Below are 22,525 nucleotides of genomic sequence, written 5' to 3'. Positions count from 1 at the left end.
AGCATCGATGAAATTGTGGATTGACCTTTTGAATAGCTAACTTAAATCTATTTCAAAAGTCTAGGCAATCGTGATTTCAAGGGATGAGTGTCCTCTTTTTTCCAATTTCTTATTAAAATCAGGGTATAGCGGTAGGCTATGCCCTTTTTTTGTGCTTGCGTTTTCCTAGACGGGAAGGACAGACTGATGGAACAATTAAGTGTAAAAATAAACAATCTAATCAAAAATTATGGGGCCAAAGAAGTACTGAACATTGAAGAACTGAGTGCCTATCAAACGGATCGTATCGGGATCGTGGGCGCAAACGGGCAAGGCAAGTCTACCTTGCTAAAATTGATTGCGGGAGTGATCGATCCTGATTCAGGAACGATCCAAAGAGAAAATTCGTTTCACTATTTCCCACAAATCGCTGAGGTGACTGAAAAGACGGAGGCCCTTGACTGGGCGCTGTTTGGTCGTTTTTCGATCCCAACAAATGAATTGGCGACACTAAGCGGCGGGGAGGAGACCAAATACCGGTTGGCACAAACGTTATCTTCCTATCAGTTAGGACTTTTGCTCGATGAGCCAACGACCCATTTAGACCAGCAAGGAATTCAAGTCTTGATTGAGGAATTGCAGTATTATTATGGTACCCTGATCGTGGTCAGTCATGATCGGTATCTATTGAATCAGCTAGCAACGAAAATCTGGGAAGTCGATCAAGGCAAAGTCACCGAGTATTCTGGCAATTATGACAGTTACCGACAGCAAAAAGAGCAAGCGGCACAGCGTGTTGCCTGGGAGGCTGCGCAGTATCAGCAACAAAAACAGCAGTTGACCCAAGCAATCCAAAAGAAAAAAGAACAAGCGATCAAGAGCAGTCGTATTTCTGAAAAAAAGCGGCAGCAGAACATCCGACCAGACCGTTTGTCGTCATCAAAACAAAAAGACACGGTGCAAAAGTCATTGCAAAAAACAGTCAAAGCCATGGAAAGCCGCTTGGATCAGTTGGAAGAAGTGAAGGGTGTTGCCCGGCAGCAGGTGATTCGTTTTCCAGTAGTCCCTGCAGTGGAGCTGCATAATAAACGACCGATTCGTGGGGAGCAAGTAACCATTCAAAGAGGGGCGAAACGTTTGCTAGACAGCAGCAGTTTCCAGTTTGCTGCCGGGAAGAAAATCGCTATCGTGGGTCCGAACGGTTCGGGGAAGTCGACTTTACTAAAAGAAATCATCGCAGGTGGAGAGGGAATCTATGTATCACCGAAAATCGTCTTTGCGGTCTACGAGCAAATGGGCTATCGAAAAAACAGCACCACACCGCTTTTGACGGAATTGATGGCTCAAACAGACTATCAGGAACCACTGGTCCGCAGTATTTTACACAATCTGGGATTTAGCCAGATTGACGTGATGAAGCCAGTCAATGTGCTAAGCGGCGGGGAAGCGACACGGGTCGAGCTCGCACGCATCTTTACTCAATCTGCCAATGTCTTGATACTTGATGAACCGACGAACTTTATTGATCTACCGACAATCGCCGTCTTGGAACAATTGATTCGCAGCTATCGAGGCATCGTTTTGTTCACATCTCACGATCAAGCGTTTATCGATGCCGTCGCGGATGATGTGTATCAAATCGATCATGGAAAATTAACATTGGTTTCCAGTAACTAGCAGCATTGTCGCTTTTATACCTGTATAGAGAAAAACAGCGCGGGAAAGGAAGCGACCGCCCAACGTTCGCTCAACAATCGGCCGTTGAGCGGTCACTACAAAACCCGCGCTGTTTTTTTTTGCAATCATCGGTATCGCCTCGCTGTTGCTACATCGCTTAATAAATCTTTTTCGTAAAGTATTTTAAGATCAGGGGAGAGATCAAGGTACTCAACAAGACAACGATCACCAAAGGGGAATACAATGCGGATGAGATCAATTGGTTTTGTTGACCAATCTGCAAAATGATCAATGCCATTTCACCTCGGGAAATCATTCCAGCTCCCACCATCCAAGCACTGTTGTTTGAGAATTTCGCGATTTTCGCCCCGACATAGCCACCGACCAATTTGGTCATGATCGCGACCACGGTAAAGGCAAGAATAAAGAATAATTGCTCATTTAAGCGGGAAAAATCAACTTCTAAGCCAACGCTGACAAAGAACACCGGAATGAAGACGGCGTAACCTAATGCTTCGACACTGTGTTCCACTTCCTCACGAACCTTCGTTTGACTGACAGCGATCCCTGCGAAGAAGGCACCAATGACCGAGCTTAACCCAACGAGGTCAGCAAGATACGCCATTCCTAAGCAGATGATCAGTGACATGATGATCACCGCGGAATTTGCAAATAGCTTTTCTGCAAGTGCCAATAAGAACGGAGCAATCCATTTCACTAATAGAAAAATCAACACAAAATAAATCAATTCTACCAATAAGGTGACCGGCAGTGGTGTTGCTTGGCTGCTTTCGCCGCCTAAAAAGGAAAGGCTAAGACTCAAAACCAACACGACCAAAATATCATCCACGACGGAAGCACCAAGAATCGTCGACCCTTCTTTCGTATTCACCACATTCAACTCTTTCAATACTTCGACAGAAATACTGACTGAGGTGGCAGCTAATACGATCCCGAAAAAGAACGCTTCTGTGGGACTGCTTTGAAAACCGACCCCCGTGGCATACCCGAAGAGCATAGGGAACACGATCCCCAAAAGGGCAACGAGCATCCCTGGACGAAAATAGCGTTTCAATAAAGAAATATCACTTTCCAATCCCGCTAAAAACATCAGCAAAATAACACCAATCTCTGAAAAATCATGAACCAGAATATCTGGATGGACCCAATTGAGTCCTGCGCCTCCTAATAAAACCCCCGCTAACAACTGCCCGATAACAGCAGGAACGCCCATCCGTCTCGCCAGATGCGAGAAGAGGGTCGTCGTGATTAGGATCAAACACAAAATCCCGACAAAATGCATAAAACCTCATCCTTCTTTCCTATAACATACTCCCCTTTAGTATAGCATTCTCTCTTGAATTGAGCCTGTATCAAGCCTTTTTTTATTAAAAGAGTTTCATTAAACCACACGTTTTTTGAGATAAGGAGGAAGCGAAGGCAATCAGAGTTTTTTTGTGCACTCGTCGAAATAAAAAAACATTATTTTCACTTTACTTGTATCAAATTATTGTTTGAGCCAACGGGCGAGCTGCTGAAACACCATTTGGACTTGCGGCTCCTCGACGTTTTTCAAAAAGTCGTGGGGCAAATCATAGACAGGGACAAATTTGCTTTTAGGCACTTTCTTCAAGCCTTTGCTGTAACGAAAAGGAACTTCCTCATCGGTACTGCTGGCACTGCTGAAAATTGGAGGAAATTGAGCAAGCAGCTCAGGATCAATGGCATAGTCAGAAAGAGCTTCAGCTGTTAGACCATAGATCGTGGTGAGTTCTTGCTGTTGAACCCAATAAACATAAGGCAAATAGCGCTGAAACTGCGGATCATCCCAAACGATCTCGGTTTGATCCAAAGAAGGGACTTGCTCTTTGCTTAAGAGCGGCTGCTGCAAGACTCGTTTGTTTTCAATAAAAGAAAGATCGGTATACCCATAAAAATTGACTAGTTTTTCAGGCAATCTCTGTTGTTCCTTCAGTAATTGCTGGGTCAGCGCCAGCATCAAATAACCGCCAGCTGAGCGTCCGCAGAAACAAAACGAATTATCTTTAAGCACAGTTGCTTGCAATTCTTGAAAATTTTGCCAGTTCAGCGCCAAAATCTCCGCTAACGAGGAATTGGGCGCCAGTAAATAATCGACTGTGAGGACGCTGTATTGCTGCTCTTGAAATAGTGCGATCAGTGATGCGGGAATGTCTTGACGGGTTCCATAAACAAAACCGCCGCCGTGAAAGTAAATCACGTATTTCTCCGAAGCAGGATAAAGGGACACCGAAGCACCGGTGGTCAATTGCCATTCTTTTTTCATTTTGCTTGACTCCTTTTCTGAAGCTCTAATAAATAGGTGCCGATCTCGTAATTGACTAATTGGATCGGACTTGTCAGATCGATCTCTAGTAGCTGTTCGATTTTGCTTAGCCGATAACGAATCGTTTTGGCATGAAGAAACAAGGTTTCAGCCGTATTTTTGTAATTGCGATTCGTGATAAAAAAGGTATACAGCGTTTTGAACAGCTCTTCATTTTCTTCCGAGAGTTGATACAGCTTCGGGGGAATGCTTTGCTGCAGCTTTTCCAGTTGGTTCTCCTTGATAAAGGAACTAAAGATACCTAAGTCGCTATAGGCAATGATCGGCGCCAAATAAAACTGCCGATTGAAGCGGATCGCATCCAAACACTCTGGCAGGATCTCTTTGATCTGTTCCTTGCGCAAGACTTCGCTGACCACCAAGCAGCCATGTTCATCGGCTAACAGGGCATCATCAAAATGTGTTTGCAGCATCTGTTTCGTCACCTGATGGGCGACTGTTTGGAAATTATAAAGGATCACCAAATAATTGTGGTGTTCAAAAAAGACGTGGGGTGTTTTCAACGCCCGTAGCTTGTGCAAAACGACGGACTTACGCTCCTTATCTTTAAAGCTGTTGGAAGCAAAGGCAATGCCTTGGTAGAAATCGTAGCGATCCAGTTGCGCTTCTTCTAACAAAAGATCCAGCTCAGCCAAATTACTAGGAGTGTTTTGTAAGATCGCATCGGCAAGATTGTTCATGCGATTGTAGCGCTCTTTCTTCAACAAATACGCCATTTGGAGGCGTTCATAAATGACGTCGATCACATTTTCAATGATCATGACTTTTGCCTCAGGGATCTGCGAATCTTTCTGATAAACGATCAAGGTACACAGATCATTGTAAGGATTGATGATCTCTACTTTTATGGCAGTCACATATTGATTGTTCTCATGAGAAAATAATTCCAAATATTCGTAGTGGTTCTTGGTAAACTCGATGGTTTTCATGGGTTCTTGTTTGGTCACCACGAAATTCTTAAAGGATTGACCGACGGACACATGCACATCTAAATGGGGGATGCGCAACGAACAAGGCTTTTCGATCAATTGATAGAACTCCTGCATGATCTGATCGAAAGAAGAGTGGTTGCGCTCAACTTTCATGAAGCGCTGGCGAACTTCGTAATAGGTACGCAGCAGCTGGGTTTGGTGATTTAGCAATGGTTCGTAAACCGCTAGCATGATGGCTTCATAGCTGACTTCTTGCTGCACTTTGATCAAAGGGATCTGATAAGCAAAGCTAAGCTCGATCACCCAATCTGGGATCATAGGGATCAAGCGATCCACTTTGATCACTAAACCGCTGACACCGATTTGCTGCATTTTTTCAAAAAAAACACGCAGTTCCTCAGGGGATTGGTCTTTAAAGGCATAAAAAGAAGTCAAAATCAATTGATGGGCTTTGCTCCATTTTTCGATATCCATCGCTTCCAACACCATAACGGAACCAACGGAATTTGTTAAACCAATGGAGCCAGTCAGGACTTTACTTTTTTCAAAAAGCGGCAGTTCAACCAATTCTTTTAATTTCATAAAATGCTCCTTTTTTCTCTTTTGGATAAAAAGTATAGCATTTTTTTAGAACTTTATCCAATGAAAACGCAAACAAGGCTCGTTAGAATGAGAGTATAAGAAAAGGAGGAGAACAAATGCTGCACACAGTAATCTTAAAGAATAACTACCAAGATTCCATTAACTTAATGCTGCTGACGAATACGATCAATGATCTAGGCGATGTCGAAATGAGTCAAATCATGATGGGGACGGATGCAAACAAAGACATATTAAATAACACTGGATTGCTTTCTAAAGAGGCAGAAGGTGCTTCACCCAACGATATGATGATCGTGGTCGATAGCCAAAACGAACAGATCATGGATCAAGTAATGCCAGCGATCGATTCATTTTTAGCTGATCTTTCAGCAAAAGATCAAGGCAAAGAAACGCCAGCGGCGGCTTCATGGCAAGAAGCCTTGAGCGCAATGCCAGATGCCAATGTTGCATTATTTAGTATTCCTGGGGAATATGGCGCAGCCGAGATGGAAAAAGCGCTAAAAAATGACTTGCATGTTTTCTCGTTTACGGACAATGTCGCTATCGAAGATGAAGTGCGTTTGAAAAAGCTGGCTCATGAAAAAGGCTTATTGATGATGGGGCCTGACTGTGGGACTGGTATTATTTCTAGCATTCCGATTGCCTTCACGAATGTCGTGGCACCAGGAAACATCGGCGTCGTTGGTGCCTCTGGTACGGGGATTCAAGAAGTGACGACGATCATTGACCGATTAGGCGGTGGTGTCGTTCATGCCATCGGGACCGGCGGACGTGACTTAAGCGACAAAATTGGGGCGATCACTGTCAAAGATGCCATCGTTGCTTTAGAAAATCATGAACCGACAGATGTGATTTGCGTGATCTCGAAACCACCTGCAAAAGAAGTGCGGGATGAAGTCGTTCAATTGCTGCAAAGTATCAGCAAACCTGTGGTAGCGATTTTCTTAGGAGAAAAACCAGAAGCCCATGAAGGAAAAGTCTATTTGGCACATACGCTGGAAGAAACAGCGCGCATCGCTGTTGATCTTGCCAATGAAGAACCCGTCAAAGCGAACTATTTTGAACGCGTGAAATCCCCAGATGTGCCCAAACTCGCTGAAGATAAAGTGGTCAAAGGTCTTTATTCTGGCGGTACATTAGCTGCCGAAGCAGGAATGCTGATCTCCGAAGCCTTGAATTTAGAAGGCCTTGTAAAACAAGAAGGCTATATCTTACATTCCCACGGCTACGATGTGATCGACCTTGGTGATGATATCTATACCCAAGGCAAACCGCATCCAATGATCGATCCTGAAGTGCGCATCAAAAAAATCGAAGACTATGCGCAAGATGAGCAAACCGGGGTCATTTTATTTGATGTGGTGCTAGGTTACGGCGCGCATACAGATATGGTAGGAGCTTTGTTACCAGCTATCGAAGCTGCACAGCAAACAGCCCAAGCAGCTGATCGAGCGTTGTACTTTGTTGCTACCGTCTGCGGAACTGGAAAAGATCCGCAAAACTACCAAGAAGCAGTCAACCGTTTGAAAGCAGCTGGTGTCTATGTGGCACCAAGCAATGCTCAAGCAGTGCAATTAGCCCTAGCTTTAAAAGGGGCGACTCTTTCTGAAGCAGACAAAACAGTCAATGACTATACTGGTAGCAAGGTTGAGGTGCCGACAGTCAGCGAGAAAGTAATGGAGTTGTTGACCACCAAACCACGGATCATCAATGTTGGCTTGCAAAGCTTCAATGAATCGATCCTGCAATATGGCGGGAAAACAGAACAATTCAACTGGCGTCCTCGTGCTAACGGCAACAAGAAAATGATCCGTATTTTAGACGCGTTAGAAGAATTTGACGAAAAAATCACAACTGAAAACCAAGCAGTGACGGATAAAATCAAAAATGCCCAACCATTCTTGATCGATGTCGTTCCGGCTAAATCAGTGATCGCTGAATTAAACGAAAGTCAGAAAACCTTGCTGCATGCAGGACCGCCGATCCAATGGTCGGAAATGACGGGACCGATGCAAGGATCTTGTATCGGCGCTGCCTTGTTTGAACGCTGGGCGAAGGATGAAGACGAAGCCCGCCGCCTACTAGAAAGTGGGGAAGTCCGCTTTATGCCATGTCACCATGTCCAGGCAGTCGGTCCAATGGGCGGGATCACTTCAGGGAATATGCCTGTCTTTGTGGTTGAAAACCGCCTTGTCGGCAACAAAGCCTACTGTATTTTGAACGAAGGGATCGGTAAAGTCTTGCGATTCGGTGCTTATTCACAAGAAGTCATCGATCGTTTGGATTGGATCAAAGACGTCTTAGGACCAACCATTGCCAAGGCATTAAAACTAACTGAAGAAGGCATCAATTTGAATGTATTGATTGCCCGGTCGATCACAATGGGGGATGAATTCCATCAACGAAATATTGCAGCATCATTGAACTTCTTGAAAGAGATCGCGCCGTTGATCATCCAAACAGAAATCGATGAAAAGCAAAAATATGAAGTGATCAAGTTCTTAGCAGATACCGATCAGTTCTTCTTGAATATCATGATGGCAACCGGCAAAGCCATCGTTGACGGTGCCCGTGTCGATGCCAAAGGAACGATCGTGACCACCATGACGAGAAACGGCGTCAATTTTGGGGTTCGTGTCGCCCAAACAGAAGACCAATGGCATACTGCACCAGTCAATACGCCGAAAGGTTTGTACTTTACTGGGTTTACCGAAGCAGATGGCAATCCTGATATTGGGGACAGTGCCATTACTGAAACCGTCGGTGTCGGAGCAATGGCGATGGTAGCCGCTCCAGGTGTAACACGCTTTGTCGGCGCTGGTGGCTTTGAAGATGCGCTAGAAACTTCCAATGAAATGGCAAAAATCTGTTTCGGTCATAATCCGACCTTCTCGATCCCAACATGGGACTTCCAGGGGACTTGTTTGGGGATCGACATCCGGAAAGTCGTTGAAACAGGCATCACCCCAATCATCAATACTGGGATCGCCCATAAAGAAGCAGGTGTCGGTCAAGTCGGTGCAGGGACGGTGCGTGCACCGTTAGGCTGTTTTGAAAATGCCTTGACGGCTTATGCGAAGGATCTGGGGATCGATGTTGACTGAGAAAATCAAAATCAGTGATTATCTAGACCCATTGCAACGATTCGGTCGTACCGGTCGGGTGCATAGCGTGTTTGATCGTTCATTCAATGTGATGATCGGGCAGCAGCTGGTCAATATCAACAACTATCGCAACTATTTGACTGGCTTCGGAGTCTTTTTACCCAATGCATTGTTTGAGCAAGTCCTGCCTTTGATCGAGGTCGGCAATCGCGTGCAAGTCCGAGAGCATGGTCTGATTTTTTACAGCACAAAAGGAACATTTTCTCTTTCATTAGAGGAAAAAGAATTGGTTTCGCTGCAGGTGAAGGAGCTATCCTTCACCTCTGCGGAATTGCAGCTTTTGAAAGAAATCCTGCTTCAACAAAAACTAGAAACCAAGATTGGGTTGCCCGAAGATGAGAAAACCCAAGCAGTGTTTGCGGCATTGCGGCAGCCTGTCTCAGATTGGGAACCAATCATTGCTCACCTGATTGGCCGCGGCAAAGGATTGACACCTAGCGGCGATGATCTTTTAGTTGCCTATCAAGCGATGCTCTATGCCTTGCAGCAGCCGGAAGCTGACGCGTTAGCGCAAGCATTGGCAAAACCGCTGTCTACGACGGATGTCAGCCTTGCTTATATTCAAAGTGCCAGTCAAGGGTATGTCAATTCTCTGATGCTGCAATTATTCAAAGACTTAAAAAAGCAAAACCCACAAGTGATTGAAAAAGATGTGCAGCAGTTGATGTCCGTTGGTCATTCGTCAGGCAAAGATCTTAGTTTTGGGTTGTTGTTAGCGTTGGAGTCATTGTCACTTGAGGAAAAAGAATAGAAATGGGGAGAAATCATGGAAATCAGTAACCAGAAAGATGCGGTCAAAGTAAGCAATTCTTACTGGAAAAAAGTCGTTGCTATTTTCTTTGTCGGCTGGATTTTAATGTACGCCACACGGACGATCTTCAATCCAATCATGGGTGTGATCGGAGAAGAATTCAATTTAAGCAACACACAACTAGGACTTGCCAATAGTATTTTCTTTTTGACATATGCCGTTGCGCAAATTCCTTTTGGCATCATCGGCGACAAAATCGGTCGCAAATTGGTGATCGCCCTAGGTTTTGTTTTATTGGCGGTGACTACGTACTTCAGTGGGCTAGCCACAAGCTTCGTTTTGTTCTTAGTGATTCGTGCCATTGCAGGGATTGGTCAAGGTGCCTATTACGGTCCGCAATACGCATTGTCTACCGAAGCGATTCCCGACAACAAACGGACCGTCGGAAATGCCATTATCAACAGTGGGATGGCGTTTGGAACGTCTGGCGGGTACTTGCTTTCTAGTAAATTGGTCTTGGATAACGGGGGCCATTGGAGCCAACCCTTCTTCCTAATGGCGTTTCCGACCTTGATTGTCGGTGTCTTGTTCTATTTTGTTTTGAAAGAAAAAGTGATTCGTCCAGAAGATGAAGGACAAGAAATAAAAGAAGAGGGGCCAAAAGAAAAGATTTCCTTGAAGCAGATTTTTTCAAACCGCAATCTCGTGGCAGCCTTTGTTCTATGCTTTACCAGCATTTATGCAAACTTTGTGATTATAACTTGGCTGCCGCAATTCTTGATTGCCGAGCGTGGCTTTGAAGGGGCGAGTGTCGGCTTTATTGCTTCCTTAGTCCCATGGGCATCGATTCCAGGTGCGTTGATTTTTGCTCGATTGAATGATAAAACTGGCGCGACGAAAAAATTAGTCTATTTATTGGTCCCATTGGCGACCCTTTCCGTATTTGCCATTGCCTTTGTAACGGATCGTACCTTATTGATCACTGTTTTGATTTTGTATGGATTGACTGGCAAGCTGGCGCTTGATCCAATCGTCGTGACCTTTGTGACGAAAAACGCACCAAAAGGCGCCTTAGGAACGACCTTGAGTGCCTATAACTTTATCGGGATGTCGGGGTCGATCTTAGCACCTTATGTTACTGGCTTTTTAGCCGATTCTTTAGGATCGATGCAGGTCGGGTTTTACCTGTCTTGTCTATTACTGCTGATCGGATTAGGTGTTTTTGCCGTATTAGCAAAGGAAAATCAGAAGGAGAGCATAAAATGAGTTTGAATGTGATCGCGTTAGGCGGCAATGCTATTTTAGATAAAGACCCTAGTGATGAAGGACAAAAAGCAGTTGTTGCGCAAGCAGCACGTTATATTGCCGATTTTGTCGAAAAAGGGGAAAAAGTCATTGTTTGTCACGGCAATGGACCACAAGTCGGCAACTTACTGTTGCAGCAAAAAGCCGGGGAAAGTGAAAAAAATCCCCAATTGAAATTAGACAGCTGCGTGGCAATGACCCAAGGAAGTATCGGTTATTGGCTGCAAAATGCCTTGATCAATGAGTTTGCCACACGACAAGCACATCCATCGGTGATCTCATTAGTCACCCAAGTTCGTGTCGATCCAGCAGATCCATCGTTTGAGAAACCTTCCAAACCAGTCGGACCTTTTTATAGTGAAGAGGAAGCCAATGCTGCGATGGCAGCCAATGGCGGGGTATATCAAGAAGATGCTGGGCGTGGTTACCGGAAAGTGGTTCCATCGCCGAAACCGCAAGAAATCGTTGAAAAAGAAGCCATCAAAACATTGGTCGATACTGGTGTGATCACGATTTGCGCCGGTGGTGGTGGCGTACCTGTCGTTCGCAACGACAATGGGTTTACTGGCGTGGAAGCCGTCAACGACAAGGACTTTACCGCTAGTGTCTTAGCAAAAGACGTGCAGGCCGATCGCCTAATCATTTTGACTGGTGTCGACAATATCTACATCAATTACAACCAGCCGAATCAGCAAGCCTTAGGGGAAATCAGTGTGGCACAAGCCAAGGGCTACATCGAGGAAGGCCATTTTGCAGCGGGCAGTATGTTGCCAAAAATAGAAGCTGCGATTGATTTTGTTGAAGAAGATGCAGCCAGAACCGCGATTATTACCTCAATCGAAAAGTTAGCTGAACTGGATCAGCATACAGGAACCATACTTCGAAAATAAAGAGGGGATCAAAGTGAAAGCAAAAAAACTACCGATGGTGACGCAGATCGTTATTGCCGTTCTTCTAGGGATTCTTTGCGGTTTGTTCTTTGGGCAAGCCGCTTCGTTCCTAAAAATTTTGGGCGATCTTTTCTTGCGCCTGATGCAAATGGCGATCCCATTATTGATCGTTGGCCAAATCATTCAAGCAGTTGGGGGGATTGCCCCGAAAGAACTCACTCGTTTGGGTGGAAAAACGATCGCTGTCTTTGGGATTTCCTCCTTATTCGCTGCTGCATGGGGCGTGCTGATGGCGCTCTTCTTTGCTCCAGGCAAAGGGATCGACTTTTCACAAGCTGCCGGCGAACCTCTGCAAGCACAAGAAATTTCTATATCAGAGACTGTGATCAACTTTATTCCCACGAATATTTTCGATGCGTTGAGTAAAGGGTCAATTGTTCAAATCATCGTTTTTGGGTTGTTCTTTGGTGTTGCTCTCAATCGCTTTATGCAAAAGAAACCTGAGTCATCTCTTTATGGGCTGATCGTGGATCTAAATGAGGTTGTCATCGCTATCATTCGTTACGTGATGATCGTGGCACCAATCGGTATTTTTGCTTTGATCGCTTCAACGATCAGCTCCCTGGGCTTGCAGATCATTTTGCCATTAGGCAGCTATTTGCTCGTCTACGGTCTAGCCACCGTCACGTTCCTTGGGCTGTGGCTAGTCTTATTGACCGTGTATTGTCGGATCAATCCGTTACGATTGATCAAAAATATGAAGAATATGTCGGTCATGGCATTGGCGACGACCTCCTCTGCCATCACGCTGCCGATCGCTATGGAAGAATCCCAGAACAAATTAGGACTCAGTAGCCGCATCACCAATTTGGTATTGCCATTGGGCATGTCTTTGAACAGCAATGGGTCAGCGATGCATATGGCGATTACCGTCATGACAATCGCCCAAATGTATCAAATCAACTTTGACGGGATCCAAATGGAGACGGTAGCTGTAACTGCGACTTTCGTTTCTTTAGCCAATGCAGTTGTTCCCGGAGCGGGGTTAGTTTCCTTGGCAATCATCGTTCCCCAGCTTGGTTTACCAATCGAAAGCATTGCGCTATTTGCTGGTGTCGAATGGTTTGTTGGCATGCTGAGGACAATTTTGAACGTGAACTCAGACGTCTATTCAGCGCTGCTGATCGCTAAGTCAGCCGATGAACTGGATTATCGCGTGTTTAATAAATAAGAGAAGCCGTTGCCAAGCGTGCTTCTCTTTTTCTAAGGAGGAGAAAAGATGGAAGAAATGAGCAGACGTTCTCTGCTGGAATTAGAAGCATTGATGAAAAAGAAACTATTGGCTGCTGGTTTGCCAGAAGCCGCTGCCAGTGAAACAGCGGCGCATTTGACCTTTGCGGATGCTTGCGGGATCCATTCTCATGGTGCCGTGCGGATGGACTACTATGCCGAGCGTTTAGTAAAAGGTGGCATCACGCTGGAACCAAACATGTCTTTTGAAAAAACAGGCGCCGCTACCGGAATTTTCCACGGAGATAACGGCATGGGGCATTATGTGTGCAATGAAGCGATGGCGATCGCCATTCATCTGGCAAAAGAAGCCGGGATCGCTGCAGTAGGAATCGAGCAGACCAGCCATAGCGGGACGATGGCGTATTACGTCAAACAGGCTGCTGAAGCCGACTTAGTAGCGATCGCCATGTGTCAATCGGATCCGATGGCGGTGCCTTTTGGTGGGACCGAAAACTATTTTGGCACCAATCCAATCGCGTTTGCTGCACCACGAGCCAATCATCCACCGGTGGTTTTTGATATGGCGACGACGGTTCAAGCGTGGGGCAAAATTTTGGATGCTCGCTCGAAGAAGCAGCAGATCCCCGATACTTGGGCAGTAGACGAGCATGGCTTGCCTACCACCGATCCCTATGCTGTCCAAGGATTATTGCCAATCGCTGGTGCTAAAGGATATGGCTTGATGATGATGGTGGATATTTTAGCTGGCTCGATGCTAGGCTTGGCTTTTGGTAAACAGGTCACCTCCATGTATGCGGACTTGACGGAAAAACGCCGCTTAGGACAATTCCTTCTTGTGATCGATCCATCTCGTTTTACCAACACCGAAACCTTCAAGCAAAGCATCGATCAGATGGTGACTGAGCTGCATGCAATCCCGCCAGTAGAAGGGCAATCACAAGTCTACTATCCTGGAGAGATCAGCCAAATACACTTTGAAAAAGCCCAGCAAGAAGGGGTCATGATCCCCAAAGCGATCATCGACTACCTCGAAAGCGAAACCCTCCATTTTGATCGCTATGGTAGTCAAGATTCCTTTGCTAAATAAAAATCCGCAAAAGGCAGTTGGTTCATAGGGGGATTGAACCAATTGTTTTTTGCTGTCTGGAGCAAAGAGAAGTTTTCAGTCAGAAAATCGCACATTATTGGCAGGATCAGATGAATTCTTTGAGTTGGTTCATTTTGTTCAAAGCATTTCTTAAGCCATTCGACCTTTGATTGCTTGTTTTTTGGAATGTGGTAGAATAGGTCGCATAAGTTAAGATCACTCAAGAAATGAGAGAAAAGCGAGGATGCAACGTGGCAATGAATAAAGTGGTTCTTACTGGGAAAATCGCAGAGATGCCTAGTAAAGAAGCGTTTGATGCGGCGGACGATCAGGGCGTACGTTTTGATCTTGTCATTGTGTCTCAATGGCAAAACAGTGAAGAAGTGCACCATGAATGGTTTGCTTGCGTCATTCATGGAAAACAGGCAGAGACCTTTTTACGGTATACTCAAAAAGGGGCAAGTATCAAAATCAATGGACACTTGCAAGGCTGTCCTTATGAAACACCAGAAGGTCAGAGACTTTGTGCGGCAGAAGTGGTGGTGGATAGCTTCCAAATCATAGAGTTGGCAGAAGAACCAGCGGCGCCTTTTCCTAAAAAGCGGCCATCGACACTTGATGAAACGACGCAAACAAAGTCGATCCGTAATGAAAAAGATCCCCTAAAAACACAGATGCTGGAGTTTTTAAAAGACAATCGATTATTTTAATGACGAAACATGCGGAAAGCAACGGCTTCTCGCATGTTTTTTTACGTAAAGAAAGCATTGGCAAAATTCAACTATATCTGACTAGCGGTGTTCTTTATTGCTTATCAAAGAGGGGTTAAATAGAATGGTGATTGTAATAAATGATCGCGAAAGTGAAAATAGTGTTTCACAAAAAGTGCGGATTGGTTTAGAATAGTTGAAACATATCTTGAGAAAAAGTGCGGCGCTTGCCTTGTTCAACTGCTAGATACCGCTTTTTTCTGAAAAAATCGTTAATCAGGGAGGGATGTCGATGGGCAAATCAATTATAGGGATCGCTGCGAATGAAGTGCAAGATGCTGGCGATGTGCTGCATCATTTGCCGATCGCCTACACACCATTAGGGTATGTGCGAGCGATCCAGCAAGCGGGCGGACTGCCATTGCTCGTGCCAATCAGTGAGCCAGCTGCAGCCAAGGACTATGTTTCACAGATCGATAAACTGGTATTAGCTGGTGGACAAGATGTTTCACCCAAGTTTTATGGGCAGGAGGCCCATCAGGCAACTGGAAGCGGCTTGTTGGCACGGGATGAGTTTGAACTAGCGCTGATCGATGAAGCGCTGCTGCAAAAGAAACCAATTTTTGCGGTTTGTCGGGGAATGCAGCTGGTCAACGTGGCATTCGGTGGCACGCTGCAGCAAGACATCAGTACCTTCAGTGAGATCATTCATATGCAGGCGCCGATTCCGAAAGAAGTGCCGACCCATGCCATCGTGACGGCTGAAAAAAGCATGTTGGCTCGTGTTTACGGTCAAAAAACAAAGGTTAATTCCTTTCATCATCAAGCGGTGGATCGATTGGCTCGTCCATTGCAAAAGACAGCTTGGAGTCCTGATGGCATCATTGAAGGCATTGAACACGTGGGTCAGCGCTTGTTGGCGGTTCAATGGCATCCTGATTTTGCCTATGATGCGCTTATACAAGAACAAGCGGTTTTCAAGTATGTCGTTGACGTATTGTAAGAAAGAGGATCACGCAAGGAGGAGAAAAATGAAAAAGAAAATGATGGGTATCACTGCTTTCACATTATTGGTTTTAAGTGCCTGCAGTACCACGAGCCCCACGACGGATTCTGGACAGCAAGAGGAGCAAGGAGCCGTTGCGCAAGAAATTCAAGTGTCAACCGCTGGCGCCTTATCAACCCTTGATAGCGGACAATACACGGATGTCAATAGTTCCGATATGATCGGACAAGTGGCAGAAGGGTTATACCGTCTGGATCAAGAGGGGGATCCTGAGCTTGCGATGGCCGCTGAAGAGCCTACGGTATCAGAAGACGGACTGGTTTATACCTTCACCATTCGTGATGCAAAATGGAGCAATGGCGATCCTGTTACTGCGGATGATTTTGTCTACGCCTTTCAATATGTTGCTAATCCAGAGAATGGTTCTAGTAGCAGTAATCAAATGGATGTGTTGAAAAATGGCAGTCAAGTGCGTCAAGGGGACGTTGAGGTGAGTGAGTTAGGTGCAAAAGCATTGGACCAGCAGACGTTAGAGCTGACATTGGCAAGTCCAATCTCGTATCTGGATCAAATTTTGGTCGGGACACCTTTTATGCCAAAAAACCAAGCGTTTGCTGAAGAAAAAGGTGCCGATTATGGGTTATCAGCGGAAAATTTTGTCGGCAATGGCCCATTCTTGATCGAAGGGTGGAACGGGACCAACGAATCATGGACGTTAACGAAAAATCCTGATTATTGGGATGCTGAGAATGTCCAATTGACCAAGATCGACGTGCAAGTAGTGAAGGAAACGGCGACTGGTGTCAGCCTTTTTGAAACAGGAGAACTGGACTACACCACCTTAACGGATACTTACGCGCAGCAATACCAAAACTCAGCTCAAGCCAACTATGTGCCAAAGGCGCTGGTGGGGTATTTAAGTGCCAACCAAAAACGAGAAGTCACAGGCAATGTCAAAGTACGTCAAGCAATTTTACAAGCCATCGACAAAGAGGCATTTGCCGAAAATATCTTAGGTGATGGGTCCACTGCATTGAACGGCTTTGTGCCAAGCAACTTTGCCAAAGATCCTGAAACAGACCAAGATTTTCGTGAAGAAAATGGCGATTTACTGCCGTACGATTTAACAGCCGCACAAGAGCTTTGGGCACAAGCCAAAGAAGAGTTGGGACAAGAGGAAATCACTTTGGAACTGTTGTCAGCAGATACAGCAGCAGCCAAGAAAACCATCGAGTTTGTCCAAGGGCAGTTAGAAACCAATTTGCCGGGATTAACCATCGATGCCAAGTCGATTCCTTTACAAAACCGTTTGGACTTGCAATCCCAAGGTGAATTTGATCTCGTTTTTGGGACTTGGACACCAGATTACGCGGACCCGATCAACTTCTTAGAATTTTATGATTCAACAGGTGGCTTGAATACGTCTGGGTATGCTAGTGAAAGTTACGATCAAGGGTTAGCAGAAGCACGGACGACTTTAGCAAACGACCCAGCTGCCCGTTGGGACTTATTGAAAGAACTGGAAAAACAATTGATCGTTGAAGATACAGCCGTTTTGCCGTTATATCAAGGGGCGGTGGCGTATTTGAAAACAGATCGTTTGCAAGGGGTGCAAGTATTTACTTTTGGACGAACAGTATCCTATCGCCTAGCATCTGTCACAGAATAAACAGGTAGTAAGAAAACAGAGGAACTTTTTTTCAACCAAGTGTGCTGATCAAACAGCGTTTGTTGAAGAGAAGGGCATCTGTTTTTTTATTTTAGCCAAAATCGTTGCAACTCTTGGGGTAAAACAGGAATTCGTTTTCAAAAAAAGGTTGTTAAAAAGGGCTGTTTTCACATCTGTGTTTTTAGAAAAGTCAATCTTTTTTAAAGAAAATTAATAAAAGTTGTTGCATTCTCAGAAACTTATCTGTAAAGTGTTAGGTGTAGTCAGCAAAATAAAAAGAGAAGGAGGGATTACGATGCAAAAAGTATTTGATAAAAAAACAACCAAATTGAATAAAGTGAATCCCTCATTCGGTAACCATTAGTGTACAGATAATGTCTATAATAACGACGTTTATGCTCTGTCCTTTTTCCGAAGGGACAGAGCTTTTTTGTGTGCTTTTTTAGAATGTGAGGGATAAAACATGAAGTATGTATTAAAACAATTAACAACGTATTTTAAAGAACATAAGGTGCGCTATACCTTCGTATTCGTCTTTATGGTGATTGCTAGTGCGATGTATGTCGCACCGATCTATATCTTGCGCTTATTCATTGATGCGCTGATCCAAGATAATTTTGATTATTCGGTACTGGTCCAATACGTGACCCTCTTTGCCGGAGCTATCTTGTTAGGATATCTGGCCGAATTTGTTTGGACGTTTAATTTATTTATTGGTTCCTACGATTTGCAAAAACAATTGCGGGAACAATTGATGAGCCACTTTCTTAAAATGGGGGCGCCGTTTTACCATCGTTTCCGAACAGGCGATTTAATGACTCGTTCCAGTGACGATGTCCAAGTGATGGGGATGACCGTTGGGTATGGACTGATGGTTTTCTTAAATACTAGTTTGTATCTAAGTTTTATCGTGGCGATGATGGCTGGGACGGTTTCTTGGCTATTGACCTTGATTGCCTTGATTCCAATGCCGCTTTTAGCCTATTATATTTTCAAATGGGGCTCGCAAGTCGATAAGGCGTTTACGGAAGCGCAGAATTCTGTTTCTGAGATGAACAGTGAAGTGTTGGAGATCATTGATGGCATTCGGGTCGTCCGAGCTTATGGACTAGAAGGAGCCACCACTGAACAGTTTCAAAAGAAAACACTGGAAACAAGAGCAAAAAACAATATCGTTTCTGAGATCGATTCCCGTTTCGGGCCGCTGATTACCATCATCTTAGCGATCAGTTTTGTGATGAGCTTTGGTGTCGGGGCGTTTCTTGTTGCCAACCAAACGATCACCATCGGTGCGATGGTCTCTTTCCAAGTGTACTTGACAATGGTCGTTTGGCCGATGATCTCAGCAGGAGATCTTGTGAATGTGATGCAACAAGGTGCCGCATCTTGGCGTCGGATCAATGAAGTGCTGCAGACGGGTGATGAATTAGAAACTCCTGGTGAAGCCGACCTGCAAGCCATCAATACGATCCGTTTTGAAGCATACCATTTCCAATACCCACAAGCAGCTCGTTATGTGTTAGAAGGACTGGATTTGACGATCACTCGTGGAGAAGTCTTAGGGATCGTTGGGAAGACCGGTAGCGGAAAAACGACGCTGCTAAGACAATTCGGTCACCGCTATCCATACTCTGATCAAGTACCCTTGATTAACGAGCAGCCGTTGACGACCTATCAAACAACAGCAGTGCGCAACCACTTTGCAGAAGTGCCGCAAGAACATACCTTGTTTTCACGAACAATTCGCGAGAACTTGCTATTCGGACAGCCAGATGCTTCAGAAGAAGTGTTGTGGGAAGCACTGGAAGCCGCTTGCTTTAGTGAAGACATCAAGCGGATGCCAGAAGGGCTCGAAACGGTCGTCGGTGAGAAAGGCGTTTCCCTGTCTGGTGGACAAAAACAACGCTTGTCCTTAGCACGGGCGTTTTTACGAAACAGTGAAGTCCTCTTACTGGATGATGCCCTTTCGGCAGTTGATGCCAAAACGGAACAAGCCATCATCACGAATTTGAAAACGATGAAGCAGGCACCGACCTCCATCATCGTGACCCATCGATTGTCCGCCATCACCGAAGCGGATCAAATCATCGTCTTAGAAGACGGACGGATCACTCAGCGTGGTACCCATCAGGAGTTGATCGAAACGCCAGGCTGGTACCAAGAACAGTATTACCATCAACAGTTAAAGGAGGACGATACAAGTGTTCTCAACGATTAAGCGTTTGCTCACGTATTTGAGCTATTATAAAAAACAATTTACCGTGGGCGCGATCTTGCTGTTGCTAGCAGCAGCGCTCGAACTGACTTCACCACTGATTGCCAAACAGCTGATCGACCGAGTGATGACACCGGCGGTTGACAGCAGAAACCTAAACACGATGCTTTTGATCCAATTACTCGCTGGGTATTTGCTGGTCAATTTGATTGGTTCTCTCTTTCGTTATATCAGCTTGCTGCAATTGCGAAAAATGTCCAACAGTATTGTCAAAAAAATGCGGGATCAGCTTTTTGACCATATGCACAAATTACCGGTTTCTTACTTTGACCAGATTCCAGCCGGCAAGGTCGTCGCACGGATCACGAATGACACCGAAGTCTTGCGGTCTAATTTCTACGTGATCGTGATCAGTAATTTGTTAAGCAACATTATCCAAATCATTGGTGCGTTTATTGCATTATTTCTTTTAAACCGCACCTTAGGAGCAGCGATGCTGATCCTGATCCCGATTTTAGGAATCTGGCAGCATTTTTACACAAAATATGCCTCTCGTTACAATTTAGCAATGCGGGAATACATCTCACAAATCAGTGGGCAGTTAAATGAATTTGTCCAAGGAATGGCGATCATCCAAGCCTTTCAACGAGAAAATCAGTTGCAGAAAGAATTTAATGAGACAGTAGAGAAATGGTTCAAAACCGGACGTAAATACCTCTTACTCGATTCAAGTATCGCTTGGGGATTAGGCAATTTGTTGCGAAATTCAACGATCTTGATTTTGATCACGACCTTGGCTGCCTTTTTCCTTGATGGCCGCTTGGCGATCTCAGCAGGCTTGCTGTATGCTTTTATTGATTACATCAACCGTCTGTATGATCCAATCGAGGGGCTTGTCCAAACCATCACCAATGTGCAGCAATCATTGGCTGCCGGACAGCGGGTCTTTGAGTTTGCTGATCAGCCGGTTGAAAAACAACAAAGTGAGCAGCTGACTGTCACGAATGGCGATGTTTCTTTCCAACAAGTGACCTTTGGCTACGATCCTGAGCAAGCGATCTTGCACGATATCAACTTTGACGTTGCCGCAGGAGAGACCATTGCTCTAGTCGGTCATACTGGTTCTGGAAAATCGAGTATTTTGAACCTGTTGTTCCGTTTTTATGATCCGCAGCACGGAAAAATCGTTGTGGATGGACAAGTGATCGCTGATTTTGATCGTCATAGTTTAAGAGATTCAATGGCGATCGTCATGCAAGATCCCTATCTATTTACTGGAACGATCGCCAGCAACATCGGAATGAACGATCCAACGATCACCGAAGCGATGATTATCGATGCCTTGAAACAAGTCGGCGCTGACTACCTTTTGAGCCGCTACGAAAAAGGCATCCATCATCCAGTCGTTGAAAAAGGCAATGAGTTTTCTAGTGGAGAACGCCAGCTGATCAGTTTTGCCCGTGCATTGGTGTTTGATCCGAAAATCTTGATTCTGGATGAAGCGACGAGCCATGTGGACACTGAAACAGAATCCATCATTCAAAAGGCGATGACCATCTTGCAAAAAGGACGGACGACCTTTATGATCGCTCACCGTTTGTCAACGATCAAACAAGCAGATCAAATCTTGGTCTTGGATCAAGGGAAGATCGTGGAACGGGGAACCCATTCGAGTCTTGTCCAAGGGCAAGGAATCTATCAGCAAATGTATCAAATGCAGGCAGAGCAGCTGTAATCAGCGGTGATTGCCGACAATGTTAACCGTAAAAGAAAATCCTTGAGCCTCCTGCATGGGAAGTGGCTCAAGGATTTTTTATATAATGCGAAGGAGCAGCCAATCATCTATGGGGAGTTGGAAGAGGAGGCCTTCGCTTATATATCACTAGGAAAAGCTGTAAGATGATGCCGTAATTTTGCTAAGAAACGATCGCCGATCACTGATAACGGGCGATCGTTCTTTTTAATGAGGATGATCTCACCCTCGGACGCGTCGATTAAAGGAAGAAAAGCCAAGCCTTGGCGTTCTGGTTGGGCAACGATCCCCGAGCCGGTTCCATAAAGATCCGTCTGTTGTAATAGCTGGACCATCGTGCCTCGATCGCTGACATGCACCACTTGAGGGCTTTGAGCGAAGTCGATCAAATCTTCTGAGAAGAACGAATAGCGTTCATCTTCTTGCAAAAAGCGTACTTGTGGATAAGGGGCGAGATCTCTTAAGGAAAGCTGCCTTTTTTCTGTCAAGGGATGAGCTGCTCGCAAAAAGACATGGGGGCGAAACCGTCCCAACGCCTCGAAGGACAATTGGGCGCCTTGCAGCAGTCGTTCCAATCCTGCTTGGTTTTGCTCATTCAAATAAAGGATCCCAAATTCACTTCGATATTGTTGCACGTCCGTGATCACCTTTAAGGTCGTGGTTTCTAATAAGCGAAACTGGCGGCAGTCGGGAAATTCCTGCAGCAGCTCACTGAAAATTCCAGCCGTGAAATCATAGTGCTGGCTTGCGATAGCGAAGGTTTGACTCGCTGCTTGCTTGCTGGAAAAACGCGTTTGCAGCTGCGCCACTTGACTCAAGATCGGCTGGGCATGGTCTAGAAATTCCGAGCCTTCGGCAGTCAAGCGGGCGCCTTGATTCGTACGCTCGAAAAGCTGGACCTCCAATTCTGTTTCCAACTCTTTCACGGCTTGGGAAAGACTTGGCTGCGAAAGATACAGCCGTTTGGCTGCTTCACGAAAACTTCCATGGTCAGCGATCGCTTGCACGATGCGCATTTGTTGAATATTCAATTTTTGACCTCCTTTACAAAGATTCAGACGGGGAATGGTCCACTAATCAATAGTAGTCATGTCTTTTCCTTCTATAGTAATAGAAGCTTCTTTAAAAAATACGACGACAGTTGCTGCTTATTGCTACTTGTGAA

At 45.2% G+C, this 22,525-nt stretch carries 16 protein-coding genes; 12 read left to right on the top strand and 4 right to left on the bottom strand.

Features of this window, described 5'->3' with window-relative positions; all coding sequences use genetic code 11:
* The first annotated feature begins 186 nt into the window (after positions 1-186).
* Positions 187-1,656, top strand: a complete 1,470-nt coding sequence (abc-f, locus tag IGJ17_RS12170) for a ribosomal protection-like ABC-F family protein (RefSeq protein ID WP_429961451.1) — start codon at positions 187-189, stop codon at positions 1,654-1,656.
* 157 nt (positions 1,657-1,813) lie between these two features.
* Here abc-f and IGJ17_RS12165 read toward each other — a convergent pair whose 3' ends face one another.
* The 3 genes from IGJ17_RS12165 to IGJ17_RS12155 form a co-directional block, all read right to left on the bottom strand.
* Positions 1,814-2,959, bottom strand: a complete 1,146-nt coding sequence (locus IGJ17_RS12165) for a cation:proton antiporter (RefSeq protein WP_005234488.1) — start codon at positions 2,957-2,959, stop codon at positions 1,814-1,816.
* A 204-nt stretch (positions 2,960-3,163) separates the two neighbouring features.
* Positions 3,164-3,961 (bottom strand): alpha/beta hydrolase, encoded by a 798-nt coding sequence (locus IGJ17_RS12160; protein WP_429961450.1) that lies wholly within the window; start codon positions 3,959-3,961, stop codon positions 3,164-3,166.
* The gene (locus IGJ17_RS12155; protein WP_005234492.1) at positions 3,958-5,535 is read right to left on the bottom strand and encodes a PucR family transcriptional regulator; all 1,578 of its coding nucleotides are present in this window, start codon (positions 5,533-5,535) and stop codon (positions 3,958-3,960) included. Before IGJ17_RS12155 ends, IGJ17_RS12160 begins: the two co-directional genes overlap by 4 nt.
* A gap of 116 nt (positions 5,536-5,651) precedes the next feature.
* On the opposite strand from IGJ17_RS12155, the gene fdrA reads away from it, so the two are divergent.
* From fdrA to IGJ17_RS12100, 11 genes are all read left to right on the top strand, one after another.
* Complete coding sequence (gene fdrA / locus IGJ17_RS12150; RefSeq protein ID WP_429961449.1) at positions 5,652-8,660, top strand: acyl-CoA synthetase FdrA; 3,009 nt, start codon at positions 5,652-5,654, stop codon at positions 8,658-8,660.
* The gene (locus IGJ17_RS12145) at positions 8,650-9,471 is read left to right on the top strand and encodes a DUF2877 domain-containing protein (protein ID WP_422705777.1); all 822 of its coding nucleotides are present in this window, start codon (positions 8,650-8,652) and stop codon (positions 9,469-9,471) included. Before fdrA ends, IGJ17_RS12145 begins: the two co-directional genes overlap by 11 nt.
* Before the next feature lie 15 nt (positions 9,472-9,486).
* A complete protein-coding gene (locus IGJ17_RS12140; RefSeq protein ID WP_008379204.1) occupies positions 9,487-10,737 on the top strand; it encodes an MFS transporter in 1,251 nt (416 codons plus the stop codon).
* Complete coding sequence (gene arcC / locus IGJ17_RS12135; RefSeq protein ID WP_429961448.1) at positions 10,734-11,666, top strand: carbamate kinase; 933 nt, start codon at positions 10,734-10,736, stop codon at positions 11,664-11,666. The genes IGJ17_RS12140 and arcC overlap by 4 nt, the downstream gene beginning before the upstream one ends.
* 13 nt (positions 11,667-11,679) lie before the next feature.
* Complete coding sequence (locus tag IGJ17_RS12130; RefSeq protein ID WP_429961447.1) at positions 11,680-12,897, top strand: dicarboxylate/amino acid:cation symporter; 1,218 nt, start codon at positions 11,680-11,682, stop codon at positions 12,895-12,897.
* A 48-nt stretch (positions 12,898-12,945) separates the two neighbouring features.
* Complete coding sequence (gene allD / locus IGJ17_RS12125; protein ID WP_086297667.1) at positions 12,946-14,007, top strand: ureidoglycolate dehydrogenase; 1,062 nt, start codon at positions 12,946-12,948, stop codon at positions 14,005-14,007.
* 227 nt (positions 14,008-14,234) lie between these two features.
* Positions 14,235-14,717 carry a single-stranded DNA-binding protein gene (gene ssb, locus IGJ17_RS12120; protein WP_086332609.1) on the top strand — a complete coding sequence of 161 codons (483 nt, stop codon included), beginning with the start codon at positions 14,235-14,237 and terminating at the stop codon, positions 14,715-14,717.
* A 292-nt stretch (positions 14,718-15,009) separates the two neighbouring features.
* On the top strand, positions 15,010-15,720 hold the full coding sequence (locus tag IGJ17_RS12115; protein ID WP_008379192.1) for a gamma-glutamyl-gamma-aminobutyrate hydrolase family protein: 711 nt from the start codon (positions 15,010-15,012) through the stop codon (positions 15,718-15,720).
* A 28-nt stretch (positions 15,721-15,748) separates the two neighbouring features.
* Positions 15,749-17,392 (top strand): peptide ABC transporter substrate-binding protein, encoded by a 1,644-nt coding sequence (locus IGJ17_RS12110; protein ID WP_429961446.1) that lies wholly within the window; start codon positions 15,749-15,751, stop codon positions 17,390-17,392.
* A gap of 463 nt (positions 17,393-17,855) precedes the next feature.
* Positions 17,856-19,610 (top strand): ABC transporter ATP-binding protein, encoded by a 1,755-nt coding sequence (locus IGJ17_RS12105; RefSeq protein WP_005234510.1) that lies wholly within the window; start codon positions 17,856-17,858, stop codon positions 19,608-19,610.
* Positions 19,594-21,342: an ABC transporter ATP-binding protein gene (locus IGJ17_RS12100; protein WP_016621448.1), complete on the top strand. Its 1,749-nt coding sequence runs from the start codon at positions 19,594-19,596 to the stop codon at positions 21,340-21,342. The genes IGJ17_RS12105 and IGJ17_RS12100 overlap by 17 nt, the downstream gene beginning before the upstream one ends.
* A 137-nt stretch (positions 21,343-21,479) precedes the next feature.
* Here IGJ17_RS12100 and IGJ17_RS12095 read toward each other — a convergent pair whose 3' ends face one another.
* Positions 21,480-22,391 carry a LysR family transcriptional regulator gene (locus IGJ17_RS12095; RefSeq protein ID WP_429961445.1) on the bottom strand — a complete coding sequence of 304 codons (912 nt, stop codon included), beginning with the start codon at positions 22,389-22,391 and terminating at the stop codon, positions 21,480-21,482.
* Positions 22,392-22,525 lie beyond the last annotated feature (134 nt).

This window comes from Enterococcus sp. DIV1096b, from assembly GCF_050498765.1.
Taxonomy (GTDB): Bacteria; Bacillota; Bacilli; order Lactobacillales; family Enterococcaceae; genus Enterococcus_D; species Enterococcus_D entomosocium.
This window is presented reverse-complemented; position numbering and strand designations above follow the sequence as displayed.

What these genes read in the sequence shown, in the direction of transcription:
- abc-f (WP_429961451.1), top strand. Translation starts at nt 187, where the DNA reads ATGGAACAATTAAGTGTAAAAATAAACAATCTAATCAAAAATTATGGG.
- IGJ17_RS12165 (WP_005234488.1), bottom strand. Translation starts at nt 2,959, where the DNA reads ATGCATTTTGTCGGGATTTTGTGTTTGATCCTAATCACGACGACCCTC.
- IGJ17_RS12160 (WP_429961450.1), bottom strand. Translation starts at nt 3,961, where the DNA reads ATGAAAAAAGAATGGCAATTGACCACCGGTGCTTCGGTGTCCCTTTAT.
- IGJ17_RS12155 (WP_005234492.1), bottom strand. Translation starts at nt 5,535, where the DNA reads ATGAAATTAAAAGAATTGGTTGAACTGCCGCTTTTTGAAAAAAGTAAA.
- fdrA (WP_429961449.1), top strand. Translation starts at nt 5,652, where the DNA reads ATGCTGCACACAGTAATCTTAAAGAATAACTACCAAGATTCCATTAAC.
- IGJ17_RS12145 (WP_422705777.1), top strand. Translation starts at nt 8,650, where the DNA reads ATGTTGACTGAGAAAATCAAAATCAGTGATTATCTAGACCCATTGCAA.
- IGJ17_RS12140 (WP_008379204.1), top strand. Translation starts at nt 9,487, where the DNA reads ATGGAAATCAGTAACCAGAAAGATGCGGTCAAAGTAAGCAATTCTTAC.
- arcC (WP_429961448.1), top strand. Translation starts at nt 10,734, where the DNA reads ATGAGTTTGAATGTGATCGCGTTAGGCGGCAATGCTATTTTAGATAAA.
- allD (WP_086297667.1), top strand. Translation starts at nt 12,946, where the DNA reads ATGGAAGAAATGAGCAGACGTTCTCTGCTGGAATTAGAAGCATTGATG.
- ssb (WP_086332609.1), top strand. Translation starts at nt 14,235, where the DNA reads ATGAGAGAAAAGCGAGGATGCAACGTGGCAATGAATAAAGTGGTTCTT.
- IGJ17_RS12115 (WP_008379192.1), top strand. Translation starts at nt 15,010, where the DNA reads ATGGGCAAATCAATTATAGGGATCGCTGCGAATGAAGTGCAAGATGCT.
- IGJ17_RS12110 (WP_429961446.1), top strand. Translation starts at nt 15,749, where the DNA reads ATGAAAAAGAAAATGATGGGTATCACTGCTTTCACATTATTGGTTTTA.
- IGJ17_RS12105 (WP_005234510.1), top strand. Translation starts at nt 17,856, where the DNA reads ATGAAGTATGTATTAAAACAATTAACAACGTATTTTAAAGAACATAAG.